Origin of the sequence: Pseudomonas pisciculturae (assembly GCF_015461805.1) — a bacterium.
Taxonomy (GTDB): Bacteria; Pseudomonadota; Gammaproteobacteria; order Pseudomonadales; family Pseudomonadaceae; genus Aquipseudomonas; species Aquipseudomonas pisciculturae.
The window spans coordinates 367,410-382,380 of sequence record NZ_JACVZE010000001.1; the positions used below are offsets into that span (position 1 = coordinate 367,410).

Annotated in this window: 15 protein-coding genes; 10 read left to right on the forward strand and 5 right to left on the reverse strand. The window is 60.8% G+C overall.

All coding sequences use genetic code 11. The features are described from left to right. Positions 1-54: 54 nt before the first annotated feature. From ICY20_RS01680 to ICY20_RS01695, 4 genes are all read right to left on the reverse strand, one after another. Entirely contained in the window at positions 55-681 is a 627-nt protein-coding gene (locus tag ICY20_RS01680; protein ID WP_159962480.1) for a DUF1120 domain-containing protein, read from the reverse strand. A 48-nt stretch (positions 682-729) separates the two neighbouring features. Further along, positions 730-1,356 (reverse strand): DUF1120 domain-containing protein, encoded by a 627-nt coding sequence (locus ICY20_RS01685; RefSeq protein ID WP_194936796.1) that lies wholly within the window; start codon positions 1,354-1,356, stop codon positions 730-732. A 76-nt stretch (positions 1,357-1,432) separates the two neighbouring features. Beyond that, positions 1,433-2,056, reverse strand: a complete 624-nt coding sequence (locus ICY20_RS01690; protein WP_159962478.1) for a DUF1120 domain-containing protein — start codon at positions 2,054-2,056, stop codon at positions 1,433-1,435. A 24-nt stretch (positions 2,057-2,080) separates the two neighbouring features. Next, positions 2,081-2,713, reverse strand: a complete 633-nt coding sequence (locus tag ICY20_RS01695) for a DUF1120 domain-containing protein (protein WP_194936797.1) — start codon at positions 2,711-2,713, stop codon at positions 2,081-2,083. A 388-nt stretch (positions 2,714-3,101) separates the two neighbouring features. On the opposite strand from ICY20_RS01695, the gene ICY20_RS01700 reads away from it, so the two are divergent. The 7 genes from ICY20_RS01700 to dacB all read left to right on the forward strand — a co-directional run bounded on the left by ICY20_RS01700 (position 3,102) and on the right by dacB (position 10,732). Next, a complete protein-coding gene (locus ICY20_RS01700) occupies positions 3,102-3,908 on the forward strand; it encodes a response regulator (RefSeq protein WP_194936798.1) in 807 nt (268 codons plus the stop codon). 186 nt (positions 3,909-4,094) lie between these two features. Next, a complete protein-coding gene (locus tag ICY20_RS01705) occupies positions 4,095-4,730 on the forward strand; it encodes a response regulator transcription factor (protein WP_159962475.1) in 636 nt (211 codons plus the stop codon). A gap of 91 nt (positions 4,731-4,821) precedes the next feature. After that, complete coding sequence (locus tag ICY20_RS01710) at positions 4,822-5,292, forward strand: nuclear transport factor 2 family protein (RefSeq protein ID WP_159962474.1); 471 nt, start codon at positions 4,822-4,824, stop codon at positions 5,290-5,292. A 37-nt stretch (positions 5,293-5,329) separates the two neighbouring features. Then, positions 5,330-5,605: a GIY-YIG nuclease family protein gene (locus ICY20_RS01715; RefSeq protein WP_016978233.1), complete on the forward strand. Its 276-nt coding sequence runs from the start codon at positions 5,330-5,332 to the stop codon at positions 5,603-5,605. A 75-nt stretch (positions 5,606-5,680) separates the two neighbouring features. Then, positions 5,681-6,616, forward strand: a complete 936-nt coding sequence (locus ICY20_RS01720; protein ID WP_194936799.1) for a glutathione S-transferase family protein — start codon at positions 5,681-5,683, stop codon at positions 6,614-6,616. A 110-nt stretch (positions 6,617-6,726) separates the two neighbouring features. Further along, positions 6,727-9,150: a TonB-dependent siderophore receptor gene (locus ICY20_RS01725; RefSeq protein ID WP_194936800.1), complete on the forward strand. Its 2,424-nt coding sequence runs from the start codon at positions 6,727-6,729 to the stop codon at positions 9,148-9,150. 139 nt (positions 9,151-9,289) lie between these two features. Then, the gene (dacB, locus tag ICY20_RS01730; protein ID WP_194936801.1) at positions 9,290-10,732 is read left to right on the forward strand and encodes a D-alanyl-D-alanine carboxypeptidase/D-alanyl-D-alanine endopeptidase; all 1,443 of its coding nucleotides are present in this window, start codon (positions 9,290-9,292) and stop codon (positions 10,730-10,732) included. 1 nt (position 10,733) lies between these two features. On the opposite strand, the gene ICY20_RS01735 is transcribed toward dacB, so the two are convergent. Then, positions 10,734-11,513, reverse strand: a complete 780-nt coding sequence (locus tag ICY20_RS01735) for an IclR family transcriptional regulator (protein ID WP_194936802.1) — start codon at positions 11,511-11,513, stop codon at positions 10,734-10,736. Between the two features lie 120 nt (positions 11,514-11,633). On the opposite strand from ICY20_RS01735, the gene hmgA reads away from it, so the two are divergent. From hmgA to maiA, 3 genes are read left to right on the forward strand one after another with little or no spacing between them, the layout of a single operon-like run. Then, positions 11,634-12,917 (forward strand): homogentisate 1,2-dioxygenase, encoded by a 1,284-nt coding sequence (gene hmgA / locus ICY20_RS01740; protein ID WP_194936803.1) that lies wholly within the window; start codon positions 11,634-11,636, stop codon positions 12,915-12,917. A 3-nt stretch (positions 12,918-12,920) separates the two neighbouring features. Continuing rightward, the gene (fahA, locus tag ICY20_RS01745) at positions 12,921-14,207 is read left to right on the forward strand and encodes a fumarylacetoacetase (RefSeq protein WP_194936804.1); all 1,287 of its coding nucleotides are present in this window, start codon (positions 12,921-12,923) and stop codon (positions 14,205-14,207) included. 12 nt (positions 14,208-14,219) lie between these two features. Then, positions 14,220-14,855 carry a maleylacetoacetate isomerase gene (maiA, locus tag ICY20_RS01750; RefSeq protein ID WP_159962466.1) on the forward strand — a complete coding sequence of 212 codons (636 nt, stop codon included), beginning with the start codon at positions 14,220-14,222 and terminating at the stop codon, positions 14,853-14,855. Positions 14,856-14,971: the final 116 nt, after the last annotated feature.

The window sequence follows — 14,971 nt, forward strand, 5'->3', positions numbered from 1 at the left end:
CTCAAATGGGCCGCCCGAGACCCGGTATCTAGCCTGGGCGCGGGCAGCGCGTTATCAGAGGTAAATCAGGTCCAGCGTGATCGAGCCATCGAGGGGCACCCGCTCCTGGAGCGTCAAGGTGTTGGCCGGGCTGATCGAGGTGTCTACCCGCAGCGACGCCACCAGTTGCGCGATGGGCGTGGGCAGTGTCTCGCCCATTCGGGCAAATCCCATATACAGACCTGGGTACACATAAGGCTCCGGCTTCCAGGTCTCGCCCTTGTCGGGCGAGGCCAGGGTTTGCATGGGCAACATGTCGCCCACCGGCCCGCGCAGCGACAGGCTGACCCTGCCCAGGCGCTCGCCGGGGGCATGAATGTTCATGCCCAGTCCATATAAACGTTCCGGCTCCAGAGATGACTCCGGTTTGTTGTCGATGCCCGCCAGCGCGAACAACACTTTGGCGTCGCACACGATGCTGAAGCCCATTTGCTTGTCAGGCAGCACGGTGAATTGGCTGGGGTGCAGCGTCTTCGCCATGATTTCCTGGTAATCGACCAGACCGTTGTCCGACAGCGATACGGTGCAGGCGCGGGGCGTGATGAGCCCCTTGACGTCCAAGTCCACGGTTGAGGCGGCGTAGGTCAAGGGCGTAGCCGCGAATACAACGGTCAGGGCCAGCAAACGGGTAAGCGGGTTCATGCGATTAATACCTGATGTTGAACGGGTGGTACGGGCATCGGGTGGGGGTTACAGGTACCTGACGTCGATCGTGACCGAACCGTCAATGGTCGTGTCTTCGGCGATCGTCACGTCTTTTTTTGCATTAATGAACGGATTTACCTTGAGTTCGAACTGAGTATTTTTGGCGGGGATAGGCGTGCGTGCAGCGCCAGGATCGCGGATCGAGACCAGGAAGTCGGTTTGCACTCCATCGTCCGGCCAAAGGGTGCCCCAGGTGGAGCCGTTGTCCAGGGAAAAAATCGTTCCAACGGGCGCCAGGTCGGCAATGCCCTTGTCTAGAAACATGACGTAGCCGCCGATGTTCTGATCGCTGGCGGTTTTGCCGATGCCGAATTCGATGACGTTGCTCGCCGACTCGACGCGGTTGTCAGTGGCTTTCATGGCGAACAGCGTCGCGGCCTCGCAATCGACGTTCAATAGCAAAGTGTTTGAGGTCAGCTGGGTTCGGGTTTCTTCGTTGAGGTCCGCGACCGAAATCCGACCGAGTTCGATGGCGTTTTTCGACAGGCTCGGTACGCACGCCGACGGCACAATCAGGCCTTGAACCGTCAGGTCAGTGGTAGAGGCAGCAAACGCAGGCAAAGCGTTGCCGATCAGCAGGCCAGCGACGCTGGTGCAGAGTAGTTTTTTCATTGTGGGTAAAGCTCCATTGTTGGACTAGGAATACAGGGCTTACAGGGACTTACGGGACTTGCAGGGCTTACGGGTGTTACAGGTAACGCAACTCGACGGTCACGTGCCCGTCGAGGGGGACTTCATCGGTAAGGGTGAGGCTGTCGGCGCGGGCGATGCGCGTGTTGAGCGTGATGTCTGCATCGAAACTCGTCACCGCCATCGGCTGGGTGGGGTTGTCTACCGAGGCGACCGCCAGCAGGCTCAGATGATTCAACTGTGTGCCGACAAACCAACTGGCGCCGCCATCCAGGGACACAATGGTGCGCACAGGCGTCGTCAGGTCTGCCACGGGGTTGCTCAACCCCATCGAAACACTGCCTATATTTTCGTTGTTGGGGGTGGTGCCCAGGCCGTGATGGTTGGGAATCACCGCTGAGCCCTCGCGGTTGTCGAGCGTGGTCAAGGCAAACAGGGTTGCGCCTTCGCACCGCACTTCCAATTGCAAGGTATTGCGCGGCAACAGCGTGTTCCGGTCCGGGTGAAGGTCGCGCTTGGTGAGCTTGCCGTGGTCGACTTTGCCCTCATCCGACAACCCCGGTGTGCAGGCATTGGGGGTAATCATGCCGGTCACACTCAGGTCGGTATTGCTGGCCGCCAGTGCAGTGGTCGCGTTGGCCATCAGCAGGCTTGCCATCAGGGCTGTGATGCAGTGATTCATGGGGCAAATACCTTCGCGGATGGGTTACAGATACTTCACTTCCAGGGTTGCTGAACCATCGATGGGCACTTCGTTGCTAAGGTCCAGTTCTTGGGTGGGGGCGATGTAGGTCAGCACCTGCAGTTCGGTCATCAGTTCCTGGATCTGGATCGGCGCCCAGGCCCCACCGCTCTGGTCGCCAAAGCCCGCAAATTGCTGGGGAGGCCAGTTGGCGCCAGTGGCTTCGGTCCAGGTGTTGCCGTTATCCACCGAGGCAATAGGGGTGATGGCTACGCTGTCGGCCACCGGGTTGAGCAGGCGAAGGAGGAAGAAGCCCAGCTTCTGATTGCCATTGATGAGGTTGAGCCCGTAGCTCTGCCCGGAAATATCGCTGGAGGAACCTGCTCGGTTATCCACACCCTGCAATGCAAACAGGGTCGGCGCGTCACAGGTGACCTGTAGTTGCAGGGTTGCGTCGGCCAGCTTGGTCACTTGATCGACGCTCAAGTCTTTTGCCGACAGCTTGCCGTGCTCCACCGTACCCGCCGACAACAAAGGCGTGCAGGCGCTTGGCACAATCGTGCCGCTGACAGTCAGTTCAACACTGCTGGCGGCAAGCGCCTGCAAGGAGTTGGCAATCAAGAGTGCAGCGCAGAGCGCGGTGAGAGACGTTTTCATTTCCATATTCCAGACGATTCCATTACAAGGTATGCCGACCGCCTCACGAGATTGGCGGTGGTGTTTATAGACTTGGCAGCGTGATCCTGGCTGCTCCCCGCTTCGGGATGCGGCGCAATTTATCGAGGGCGGCTATTGCTGGAAATACAACAATTACGACAATCGGCGTAGGCTGAGAAAGGCGTCAGAAGAAGTATTTAGATATGTAGGAGAAAGGGTTTTTTCGTAGTTGTTGTATCGTCAAAAAACATTCATTTAACTATTTTCATTGTGTTTTTTGCGTAGTAAGCCATTCAAACGATTCGTCGGCGTTGCGCACTCGCAAGGTGCGCCCGGTGTGGTGGCGAGCCTGTCTCTCCGTTCGTAGTACCGAGTAGTCGAGGTGAACATGCAGCCGGGTAATCCACCCGACGAGGATGCCGATCGCGCGTCTTCGTCGTCACGCGTGGTGCCTGTGAAATGGCAAAGGTTGACGGTACTGGTGGTGGAGGATCACCCGGCCTACCGAATTTTGCTCGGTTGGATCCTGCATAGGCTGGCGCTCGGGTTTGTGGTGGTGGACGACGGCCAGGCAGCGTTGGCAGTCATGGAGCGCCAGCGCATCGACCTGGTGCTGACCGATTGCCAGATGCCCGTCATGGACGGCTACGCCATGACCCGGCAAGTGCGGCGCAACGAACGTCTGGCCGGTACTGCCCGCGTGCCGATCATTGCCTTTACGGCCACCCTTGGGCCAGAGCAGATTCAGAGGTGCCTGGCAGCCGGTATGGACGCCTGGTTACTCAAGCCCGTGACCTTCGAACAACTGCGCGACGTTCTTACCGATTGGTTATCCACCAGTGTCCGACCCTGTAAGTCTGCGGTCCCATCGCACTGGCCGACACGCGCAAGCCTGCTCGACACCTTTGGCAGCGCAACGACGGTGGCGCAACTGTTGCAAACCCTGGTTCGGGAAGCGCAAATGGACCTCGCCGTACTGACCGAGGCTCGCCGCACGCGGGATGCCTGTGCCACCGCACAGCATTTGCATCGTTTGATTGGAAGCGTCGCGTTTCTAGGGGCCGGCTCGCTGGAAACCCGTGGTGTACGGATGATTGACGCGGTGGCGCGAGAAGGGGTAGCGCAACACGCACGCTCACTCGGTGTGCTGCTCAAAGACATTCACAGCTACGTGAGGTACTTGTCTTCGCTATAAATTTGCAGGACGTTTCCGATCTTTATGTAGTCTTTAAGAGTAGGCAAGTTCTGTTTATTTTGTGGGCCTTAACCTGATGCTCATTGATTGCTGGACCGTGGCGGAAAACCCCGTTTTTCGGCGGTTGTGGCTGAAAGCCACTAGCGGTAACGTGCGCCAACTCAACTGGCAATCCAGGTGGTTCCCATGCTCCGTGTAATTATTGCTGACGATCATCCTATTGTGCGTATCGGGCAAAAAGTGGTGATCGAGGCCAATGGCAAGTGCAAGGTGGTAGGGGAGGCCGATGGCCCCGATCAACTCTTGGCGCTGGTGGCTCACCAGCCATGCGATGTGCTGGTGACCGACTTTGCCATGCCGGGCAATCAACAGGCAGACGGCTACGGGCTATTGGGCCTGCTGCATCGGCAATACCCCCAGGTACCGGTGATCCTGGTCACCATGTTTGCCAACGTGGCGACCCTGCGCGAGTCATTTGCCCATGGCGCCAGGGCCATCGTCGCCAAAAGCGCATCTGCCCGAGAGTTGCCGCAAGCGATCAAGGCGGTGTGTGGCGGCCAGACGTTTGTCAGCGAGTGTCTGCGCCAGCAACTGGTTGAGGCGGGCGCGGTGGGTCAGCAAACAGTGCCGCAGTTGTCAGGCAAGGAGCGCGAAGTGGTGCGCATGCTTGCCAGCGGTATGACCGTGAGTCAGATCGCGGCACGAGTCAATCGCAGTATCTCGACCATCAGCAAGCAGAAGAGCACGGCCATGAGCCGCTTGTGCATCTCCACCGATGTGGATTTGTTTGACTATGCACGCAGTAGTGGCATGGTGCCGTAAGTTCGCCTATTTACGTGGCGAATGTCAGTGGCCTTGGCCACACGGGCCGCTTATTGTGCGCCTACTCTTTCAACCCCTGCGGAGCCTGCCCATGAGTGATGCCCATAACACCCTGATCAACACGTTCTACAGCGCGTTCCAACGCCTGGACGCCGACGCCATGGCCGCCTGCTACACCGACGACGTGGTGTTCAGCGACCCGGCGTTCGGTGAACTGCGTGGCCGTGATGCCGGGGACATGTGGCGCATGCTCACCACCCGGGCCAAGGATTTCTCCCTGACGTACGACAGCGTGCGCAGCGATGAGCGCAGCGGTAGTGCGCGTTGGGTCGCCACCTATTTGTTCAGCGCCACGGGCAATACGGTGGTCAACGATATCCAGGCACGCTTTGTGTTTCGCGACGGCAAGATCAGCGAACACCACGACAGCTTCGATCTGTGGCGCTGGTCGCGTCAGGCGTTGGGCACCAAGGGCCTGCTGTTGGGCTGGACACCTTTGGTGAAAAACGCCGTACGTGCCCAGGCACTGCGCGGTTTGAAGGCATTCCAGGCCAGTCGTTGATAAGCTGTGCGCTCTTCTGGTCTTGCCGAACTGAACCGTGACTGATCCTTCCGAACCCAAACCCTGGTTCGTCTACCTGGTACGCGCCGCCAACGGCTCGCTGTATTGCGGCATCAGCAATGACCCAGTGCGCCGCTTCGCTTCTCACCAGAGCGGCAAGGGCGCGCGGTTTTTCTTGTCCAGCCCGGCGGTGGCGCTGGTGTACACCGAGCAATGCGCGAGCAAGGGCGAGGCGCTGCGTCAGGAGCGGCTGATCAAGAAGTTGAAGAAGAGCGCCAAGGAGTGCCTGGCGGCGAGTGGCTCATTGATTTGACTGATAAGTTCCCATCGCCCCTGATCGGGTTTTTGCAGGCTAAGCTAGCGGCTCATTCCTAGAGCGGAGCCTGGCATGTCTGAGTTGATCCTCCATCATTACCCGCAGTCCCCCTTCGCTGAAAAAGCCCGGCTGTTGCTGGGCTTCAAGGGTTTGTCCTGGCACTCGGTGCACATTTCGCCAGTGATGCCCAAGCCTGATCTCACAGCCCTGACCGGCGGCTATCGTAAAACTCCGGTGCTGCAAGTGGGCGCTGATATTTACTGCGACACGGCCTTGATCGCTCGCCGCCTGGAGCAGGAAAAAGCCGCACCGGCGCTGTTTCCCCAAGGCCTGGAGCTGGTCTCCCAGGGTTTCGCCGCCTGGGCCGATTCGGTGGTGTTTGCCCATGCCGTGGCGCTGGTGTTCCAGCCCGAATCCCTGGCGGTCAAATTTGCCAAGGTGGCGCCGCAAATGATCCAGGTGCTGGTGGCAGATCGCAGCAAACTCTTCAGCGGTGGCACGGCTGCTCGCGTGCAACTGGATCAGGCCCTGCATCAATGGCCGGCCATCGTCAGTCGCATCGATCAACAATTGCAGCACCAGGCGGGGGATTTTTTGTTTGGCGAGCCGTCGATTGCCGATTTCTCCCTGGCTCACCCGTTGTGGTTCCTCAAAGGGTCTTCGGTCACCGCACCGTTGGTCGATGCCTACCCCGCTGTCGCGGCCTGGCTGGATCGGGTGCTGAGCTTCGGCCATGGCACTGCCACCCAGATGAGCGCCGAACAAGCACTGGAAGTGGCGCGCGACGGGACCCCGGCGGTGCTGCCGGAAGAAATCTTCGAGGACTTGAACGGCTTCAAGGCTGGCCAGCAGGTGACGGTTTCGGCCACCGACTACGGCACCGACCCGGTTGCCGGTGAGTTGCTGTTTGCCGGGCGTGAAGAGCTGATTCTTCGCCGTACCGACGAGCGTGCCGGCATTGTGCATGTGCACTTCCCGCGCATGGGTTTTTGCATCCAGGCGCAATAAAGAAAATATTTTGCAAAGAAAGGTGAGGTAAACCGGCGGCCCACTCGTGTAGTGCTTTGAAACTGCGATCAATTCGCATTAACAGCGTTTTTTACACGGGTTCTCACAGCATGAAGTCGACGGCGGGCGGTTTGGTTAAACAGTGGCTGGGAGCCTCGGTATTGGCGGTATCGGGGCTGGCGTTGCTGCCCCTGTGCGTGGCACAGGCGCAGGAGCAGCAAAGCGCCCAGTTCAACTTTGCCCTGGCAGCCAAACCGCTGCCCCAGGCCTTGAGCGATTTCAGCCGGGTCACGGGCATCAGCGTGATCTACACCGATGAAGCGCCCTACGGCCTCAGTGCCCCGGCGGTCAGCGGCCAGATGAGCGCCACCCAGGCCCTGCAACGCTTGCTGGGCAACTCCGGCTTTACCTTCCGCCAGATCGACGCCCGCACCCTGGCCCTGGAGCCGGTGCCCACTGACGGCGCGTTGAACCTCGGTGCCACCACCATCAGCGGCGTTGGCCAGCAGGCCCAGGACAGCACCAGCTACCAACCGCCCCCCACCAGTTCGGTGATGCGCTCCCGCGGCCTGTTGCTGGAAACCCCGCAAACCGTCAACGTCGTGCCCGCCCAAGTGCTGCGCGACCAGACCCCACGCAACCTGGATGACGCGCTCGGCAACATCAGCGGTATCACCCAGGCCAACACCCTCGCCAGCACCCAGGACGCGGTGATGCTGCGCGGCTTTGGCGACAACCGTAACGGCTCGATCATGCGAGACGGTATGCCGGTGGTGCAGGGCCGCGCGCTGAATGCCACGGCCGAACGCGTCGAAGTGCTCAAGGGCCCCGCGTCGTTGCTGTACGGCATCCAGGACCCTGGCGGCGTAGTGAACATCGTCAGTAAAAAGCCCGAACTGGTGCAGTCCACCGCCCTGACCGTACGTGGCTCCACCTTCGGCGACGGCAAGAACGGCAGCGGCGGCAGCCTCGACACCACCGGCCCGATTGGCGATTCGGGCCTTGCGTATCGGCTGATCGTTGACCATGAAGACGAAGACTACTGGCGCAACTTCGGCACCCACCGCGAGACGCTGGTGGCGCCATCCCTGGCCTGGTATGGCGACAGCACCAAGCTGTTGCTCGCTTACGAGCACCGCGAATTTCTCTCGCCGTTCGACCGGGGTACCGCCATCGACCCCAAGACCAACCACCCGCTGAACATCCCGTCCACCCGACGCCTGGATGAACCCTTCAACAACATGGAAGGCCGCTCCGACCTGTACCGCTTCGAAGCCGACCACGACCTCAACGACGACTGGAAAGCCCACTTCGGTTACAGCTGGAACCGCGAAACCTACGACGCCAGCCAAGTGCGCGTCAGTGCGGTGAATGCCAACGGCACCCTGACGCGCAGGATGGACGGCACCAAAGGTGCGATCACCACGGACCGCTTCACCACGGCCAGCCTGGAAGGCAAGGTCAACGTGTTCGGCCTGCAGAACGATCTGGTGTTCGGTGTGGATGACGAATACCGCAAAATCTACCGTGCAGACCTGATTCGTCAGGCAGCCCGTAGCAGCTTCAACTACAACAACCCGGTGTACGGCAATGAAGTCGCCGGCACTACTGTGAGCGCCGCCGACAGCGCCCAGACTGACCTGCTGCGCAGCGACTCGCTGTTCTTCCAGGACGCCATTCACCTCACCGACCAGTGGATATTCGTCGCCGGTGCGCGCTACCAGATGTATGACCAGTACGCTGGCAAAGGCGTGCCGTTCAAGGCCAACACCGACGGCAATGGCCAGGCCTGGGTACCGCGTGCGGGCTTGGTGTATCGCTACACCGATGAGTTGTCGTTCTATGGCAGCTACACCGAATCGTTCAAACCCAACTCCACCATTGCCGCACTGGCCGATGGCAGCACGCTGACTGGCGACCTGACGCCGGAGAAATCCAAGTCGTGGGAACTGGGGGCCAAACTCGACATTCCGGGGCGTATTACCGCCAGCGCGGCATTGTTCAACATCGACAAGCGCAATGTGTTGGTGTCGTCGGAAGTGAGTGGAAGCACGGTCTACAGCCTGGCTGGCCAGGTACGCTCCCGCGGCCTTGAGTTGGACGCCACCGGCCAGTTGACCGACCAATGGAGCGTCATCGGCAGCTACGCCTACACCGATGCGCAAGACACTAAAGACAAAGACCCCACGCTTGAGGGCAACCGCTTGCAAAACGTGGCCAAGCACACCGGCTCGCTGTCGGTGGCTTATGACTTCGGCAGCATCTTCGGTGGTGATCAATTGCGCGTGGGCACTGGCGCACGTTATGTCGGCGAACGTGCAGGCGACGCCGCCAACGACTTCACCCTGCCGGGCTACACCGTGGCGGATGCCTTCGCCACCTACAACACCAAGATTGAAGGGCAGAAGGTCAAGTTTCAGCTCAACGTGAAGAACCTGTTCGACCGCACCTACTACACCTCGGCAGCCAGCCGGTTGTTTGTGTCGATTGGGGATGCGCGGCAGGTGTCGGTTTCCAGCACGTTGGAGTTCTAAGGCTGGGAAGAATCTTGTATGTGTTGAGTGGGATTGTTGTGGTGTGCGGGCAAGCCCGCTCACCACAACAAGCGCCCTCGCCACAAAGGGAGTGAGCTGGTAGCGTTGCCGCACAGTTTTTCGCGGAAACAAAACACCGATGCCATTTGCCAAGTTGATCGTCACCAGCGCAATGCTGTTTCTGCTGGGGGGGTGCGCGAGCGTTTCGCAGACCTCCTCCCCGGCCTCCCTGGATCATCTCCTGGCTGACCCTGCGCTGCAGGGCGCCACCGTCTCCTTGATGGTGCGCGACGATCGTGGCAACACGCTTTATCAGCACAACCCCCGTACGCGTTTGATTCCGGCCTCCAACCTCAAGCTCCTGACCACGGCGGCAGCAATGGATGTGCTGGGGCCGCAATACCGCTTCGCGACTCAACTCTTGAACACCGGTACGCAACAGGGCGAGCGCCTCACTGGCAACCTCTATCTGCGCGGCCTGGGCGACCCGACCGTGCAGTTCGCCGATTACCAGGCATTGGCCGCGCAACTGGCGCGCCAGGGTGTTCGCCAAGTGCAGGGCGATCTTGTGTTCGACGACACCTTCTTTGACGCCGAACGCTTGGGTGTCGACTGGGCCCAAGACGATGAAAGTACTTACTACGGTGCGCAGATTTCGGCGCTGACCGTGTCGCCCAATACCGATTTTGATGCCGGAACCTTGCTCGTTACCGCCAAGGCTCCCGTCGCGGTCGGCCAGCCGGTGAGTGTGGTGGTGAGCCCATCCACCGATTACGTGCAACTGAGCAACCGCGCCATCAGCGGCCCCGGTAACAGCTATGGCATCACCCGCCAGCACGGTACCAATGTGCTGCAATTGACCGGCGCATTGGCACCGGGCAAGCAAAGCCGGCAGTGGGTGAGTGTGTGGGAGCCGACGCAACTGGTGGCCAATCTGTTCGAGCAGGCGCTGGCGCAGCAAGGCATTGAGGTGCTTGGCCGGCGAGTGATCGGTGGTACCAGCCCGGCGACAGCCACGCCGTTGGCGGAGCATCAGTCTGCACCGTTGCAGGATCTGATCACGCCGCTGCTCAAACTGTCGAACAACAACATGTCCGAAGCCTTGCTCAAGGCCATGGGGCGCAAGACATCCAATGCGGGTACGGCACAGGCCGGCGCATTGGCGGTGGCGGCGTTTATGCGGCGCCAGGGGCTGGACCCAACCACGCTGAGCCAGGTAGATGGTTCGGGCTTGTCGCGGCGCAACCTGGTGTCGTCGCAAGCCCTCACTGATTTGTTGCTGGCAACGGCCAAACAGCCGTGGTTCGACGCCTGGTACAACGCCTTGCCGATTGCCGGCAATGCGGATCGCATGCGCGGCGGGAGCCTGCGCTACCGATTGCGCGGGACCGCGGCTGAAAACAACCTGCACGCCAAGACCGGCTCCATGGCCGGGGTGTCATCGTTGAGCGGCTATATCACCGACGCCGAGGGCCGGCGTCTGGTGTTTTCGATGATCAGCAATAACTACCTGAGTGACGCCACGGCCATTCGTGCCCTGGAAAACCGCATGGCGTTAGCCCTGACCCAGTGGCACGACTGACTCAGGGCTGATAGCCCATGCGCCAACTCACGGCCCGGCTCGCCGCCAGCAACTGCTGCGCCGCCGGGCCGTCTTCATCGGCATGGAACAACGAGGTGGGGCCCACCACGGTCATCACCGCCGCCACTTGCCCGACCGCGTTGAACACCGGCGCCGACAATGCGTCCACCCCGGGCATCAGCAACCCATGCACAAAGTGCAGGCCGCGGCTGCGGATCTGTTCACAGGTGGTGGCGTAGGCCTGATCGTCCGCCAACGAGTGGGCAATACCCGCCTGGACCTCGCGCTCACGTAATTCGACGGTTTCCCGCGTGGGCAGGAAGGCGCTGAACACCAGGCCGGTGGACGAACTGAGCAGAGGCAGCACCGAGCCCAGTTGCGTCACCACGGTCACTGCACGCACCGCCGGCTCGATATGCACCACCGTTGCGCCTTGATTGCCCCATACCGCCAGAAAGCAGGTTTCATTCAATTCATCGCGCAGCTCTGCCAGGGGTAGGGCGCCGACTTTCAACACATCCATGCTGCCCAGCGCCGCCAGGCCCACGCGCAAGGCTTCGCGACCCAGGCCGTAGTGGTTGGTGGCAACGTTCTGCTCGGCAAAGCCTGAGGCGATCAACGCCTGTAGATAGCGATGCACTTTGCTCGCTGGCATCTGCACATGCTCGGCCAGGCGCGACAGCGAGGTGGCCGGTGACAGCTCTGCGAGGGCCTTGAGGATATCTGTGCCCACTTCGGCCGAGCGGACTTTCTGTTTACCGGTGTCGCGGGGCTTTTCCATGGAGGGGCGGGAATCCGAGAGATGAATGGGCGTCTTTATAGCTTGACGGTCGATAGTGATCAAATTACGTTATGCGTAACTGGATTACGATAAAAACAACTTCCGTGTAGAGGATGATTCATGAACCTCGAATACCTGTCGGGCTTTGGCAATGAATTCGCCAGCGAAGCCCTGCCTGGCGCGCTGCCCGTTGGCCAGAACGCCCCGCAAAAAGCGCCCTACGGGCTGTACACCGAGCTCTTCTCCGGCACGGCCTTCACCATGGTGCGCAGCGAAGCCCGCCGTACCTGGCTGTACCGTATTCAGCCGTCGGCCAATCACCCGGCGTTTGTGAAGCTTGAGCGGCAGTTGGCCGGTGGGCCGCTGGGGGCGGTGACGCCGAACCGGTTGCGCTGGAACCCGTTGGATGTTCCCACAGAACCAACGGATTTTATCGATGGCCTTGTGGGCATGGTTGCCAACTCTGGGTCGGAAAAACCCTCAGGCATCAGCATCTATAACTACCGTGCAAACCGTTCGATGGAGCGGGTGTTCTTTAACGCCGACGGCGAACTGTTGATCGTTCCCGAGCAAGGCCGCCTGCGCATCGCCACCGAGTTGGGCGTGCTGGAAGTGGAGCCGCTGGAAATCGTCGTATTGCCACGGGGCCTGAAATTTCGCGTCGAACTGTTGGACGCACAGGCGCGCGGCTATGTCGCCGAGAACCACGGCGCGCCTCTGCGCCTGCCCGACCTCGGCCCTATCGGCAGTAACGGCCTTGCCAATCCGCGTGATTTCCTCACGCCGGTGGCCCACTACGAAGACCTGAAAAAACCGACAACCCTGGTGCAAAAATTCCTCGGCGAACTCTGGGCCTGCGAACTCGACCATTCCCCGCTCAACGTGGTGGCCTGGCACGGCAACAACGTGCCGTACAAATACGACCTGCGCCGTTTCAACACCATCGGCACGGTGAGTTTCGATCACCCGGACCCATCGATCTTCACCGTATTGACCTCGCCCACCAGCGTGCATGGCCTGGCCAACCTCGACTTCGTGATCTTCCCACCACGCTGGATGGTCGCCGAAAACACCTTCCGCCCGCCGTGGTTCCACCGCAACCTGATGAACGAATACATGGGTCTGATCCAGGGCGCCTATGACGCCAAGGCCGAGGGCTTTCTGCCGGGCGGTGCGTCGCTGCACAGCTGCATGAGCGCCCATGGCCCAGACGGCGAGACCTGCACCAAGGCGATCAACGCCGAGCTGGCGCCGCACAAGATCGATAACACCATGGCCTTTATGTTTGAGACCAGCCAAGTGCTGCGCCCCACGCAGTTCGCCCTCGAATGCGCGCAACTGCAAACCACCTACGACGCGTGCTGGGCCTCGCTGCCCGTCACGTTCAACCCGAATCGGAGATAAGCCATGACTCAATTAACCCCCACCCTAAGCTGGGTGACCTCCGCCAACGGTCATACGGATTTCCCTCTGCAAAACCTGCCTTTGGGCGTATTCAGTATCAACGGCTCGGCGCCGCGCACTGGCGTGGCGATTGGCGATGCGATCCTCGACCTGCATGCCGCCATCGACGAATTCGATGGTGAGGCCCGGCGCGCCGTCGAGGCCACTGCCGGCGGCCAACTCAACGCCTTTTTCGAGTTGGGCCGTGGCCCGCGTGTTGCGCTGCGCGAGCGCCTGCTGGAACTGTTGGCCGAAGGCAGCAAGCTGCACACCCGCGAGGCCCAGGTGCTGCACCGCGCTGCCGATTGCCAGATGCATCTACCGGCGCGGATCAATGACTACACCGACTTCTACGTGGGCATCGAGCATGCGCAGAACGTCGGCAAACTGTTCCGCCCCGACAACCCATTGCTGCCCAACTACAAGTACGTACCGATCGGCTATCACGGCCGCGCCTCGACTATTCGCCCATCGGGTGTCGATGTGCGCCGCCCTAAAGGCCAGACCCTGCCGGCCGGCGCCACTGAGCCAACCTTCGGCCCCTGCGCCCGGCTGGACTATGAACTGGAACTGGGCATCTGGATCGGCCAGGGCAATGCCATGGGCGACTCGATTGCCATTGGCGACGCCGCCGAACATATCGCCGGTTTCTGCCTGCTCAATGACTGGTCGGCACGGGACATCCAAGCCTGGGAATACCAGCCGCTGGGGCCGTTCCTCTCCAAAAGCTTTATCACCACGATTTCGCCCTGGGTGGTCACCGCCGAAGCCCTGGAACCGTTTCGCAAGGCCCAGCCAGCGCGCCCTGAAGGCGACCCGCAACCGCTGCCGTACCTGCTCGACAAGCGTGACCAGGCCGCCGGTGCGCTGGATATCGAACTGGAAGTGTTGTTGAGCACCGCCGCCATGCGCGAGCAGAACCTGCCGGCCCATCGCCTGGCGTTGAGCAACAGCCTGCATATGTACTGGACCGCCGCGCAGTTGGTGGCACACCACAGCGTCAACGGTTGCCAGTTGCAGGCGGGCGATCTGTTTGGTTCGGGCACTTTGTCCGGGCCGCAGGCGGGGCAGTTGGGCAGTCTGCTGGAGATGACCGAGGGCGGTAAAAAAGTGATTGAGTTGCCGTCCGGCGAAGTGCGCAAGTTCCTTGAAGACGGTGATGAAATCATCCTGCGTGCTCGTTGCAGTCGTGAAGGCTTTGCTTCCATCGGCTTCGGCGAATGCCGTGGCACCGTGGTCGCGGCGCGTTAAGAGGGCAGGGGGATGGAGCTTTATACCTACTACCGTTCCACCTCGTCGTATCGGGTGCGCATTGCGCTGGCGCTTAAAGGCCTGGCTTTCAACGCGGTGCCGGTCAACCTGCTGGTGCCGCCGGGCGGCGCCAATCGCCAGCCCGAGTACCTGGCGATCAACCCGCAAGGGCGTGTACCGGCCTTGCGTACCGATGACGGCGAGCTATTGATTCAGTCACCCGCAATCATTGAGTACCTGGACGAACGTTATCCACAGGCGCCGCTGCTCTCCGAAGACCTGGCGACCCGGGCCCATGAGCGTGCGGTGGCATCGATCATCGGTTGCGATATTCACCCGCTGCACAACTCCAGTACCCAGAACCTGTTGCGCCAGTGGGGGCATGATGAGGTGCAGGTGCTGGAGTGGATTGGTCATTGGATCAGCCAGGGGCTGGGAGCGGTGGAGCAGTTGATTGGGGAGCAGGGGTTTTGCTTCGGCGAGCAGCCGGGCATGGCGGACGCGTTTCTGATTCCCCAGTTGTATGCGGCCGAGCGCTTCAAAGTGCCGTTGGCGGCGTATCCGCGCATTGGGCGGGTGGCGGCGTTGGCGGCGCAGCATCCGGCCTTCATCAAAGCCCATCCGGCCAACCAACCTGACACACCTTAGGCCTTGCATCATCTGACGCGCTCAATGTGGGAGGGGGCTTGCCCCCGATAGCGGTGGTTCAGTTGATACCTGTGTGGCTGACACACCGCCATCGGGGGCAAGCCCCCTCCCACATT

Coding starts and splice junctions, on each gene's coding strand:
- fahA (WP_194936804.1), top strand. CDS start 12,921: ATGACTCAATTAACCCCCACCCTAAGCTGGGTGACCTCCGCCAACGGT.
- ICY20_RS01735 (WP_194936802.1), bottom strand. CDS start 11,513: ATGGAAAAGCCCCGCGACACCGGTAAACAGAAAGTCCGCTCGGCCGAA.
- ICY20_RS01700 (WP_194936798.1), top strand. CDS start 3,102: ATGCAGCCGGGTAATCCACCCGACGAGGATGCCGATCGCGCGTCTTCG.
- ICY20_RS01680 (WP_159962480.1), bottom strand. CDS start 681: ATGAACCCGCTTACCCGTTTGCTGGCCCTGACCGTTGTATTCGCGGCT.
- ICY20_RS01705 (WP_159962475.1), top strand. CDS start 4,095: ATGCTCCGTGTAATTATTGCTGACGATCATCCTATTGTGCGTATCGGG.
- maiA (WP_159962466.1), top strand. CDS start 14,220: ATGGAGCTTTATACCTACTACCGTTCCACCTCGTCGTATCGGGTGCGC.
- ICY20_RS01720 (WP_194936799.1), top strand. CDS start 5,681: ATGTCTGAGTTGATCCTCCATCATTACCCGCAGTCCCCCTTCGCTGAA.
- ICY20_RS01685 (WP_194936796.1), bottom strand. CDS start 1,356: ATGAAAAAACTACTCTGCACCAGCGTCGCTGGCCTGCTGATCGGCAAC.
- hmgA (WP_194936803.1), top strand. CDS start 11,634: ATGAACCTCGAATACCTGTCGGGCTTTGGCAATGAATTCGCCAGCGAA.
- ICY20_RS01695 (WP_194936797.1), bottom strand. CDS start 2,713: ATGAAAACGTCTCTCACCGCGCTCTGCGCTGCACTCTTGATTGCCAAC.
- ICY20_RS01725 (WP_194936800.1), top strand. CDS start 6,727: ATGAAGTCGACGGCGGGCGGTTTGGTTAAACAGTGGCTGGGAGCCTCG.
- ICY20_RS01710 (WP_159962474.1), top strand. CDS start 4,822: ATGAGTGATGCCCATAACACCCTGATCAACACGTTCTACAGCGCGTTC.
- dacB (WP_194936801.1), top strand. CDS start 9,290: ATGCCATTTGCCAAGTTGATCGTCACCAGCGCAATGCTGTTTCTGCTG.
- ICY20_RS01690 (WP_159962478.1), bottom strand. CDS start 2,056: ATGAATCACTGCATCACAGCCCTGATGGCAAGCCTGCTGATGGCCAAC.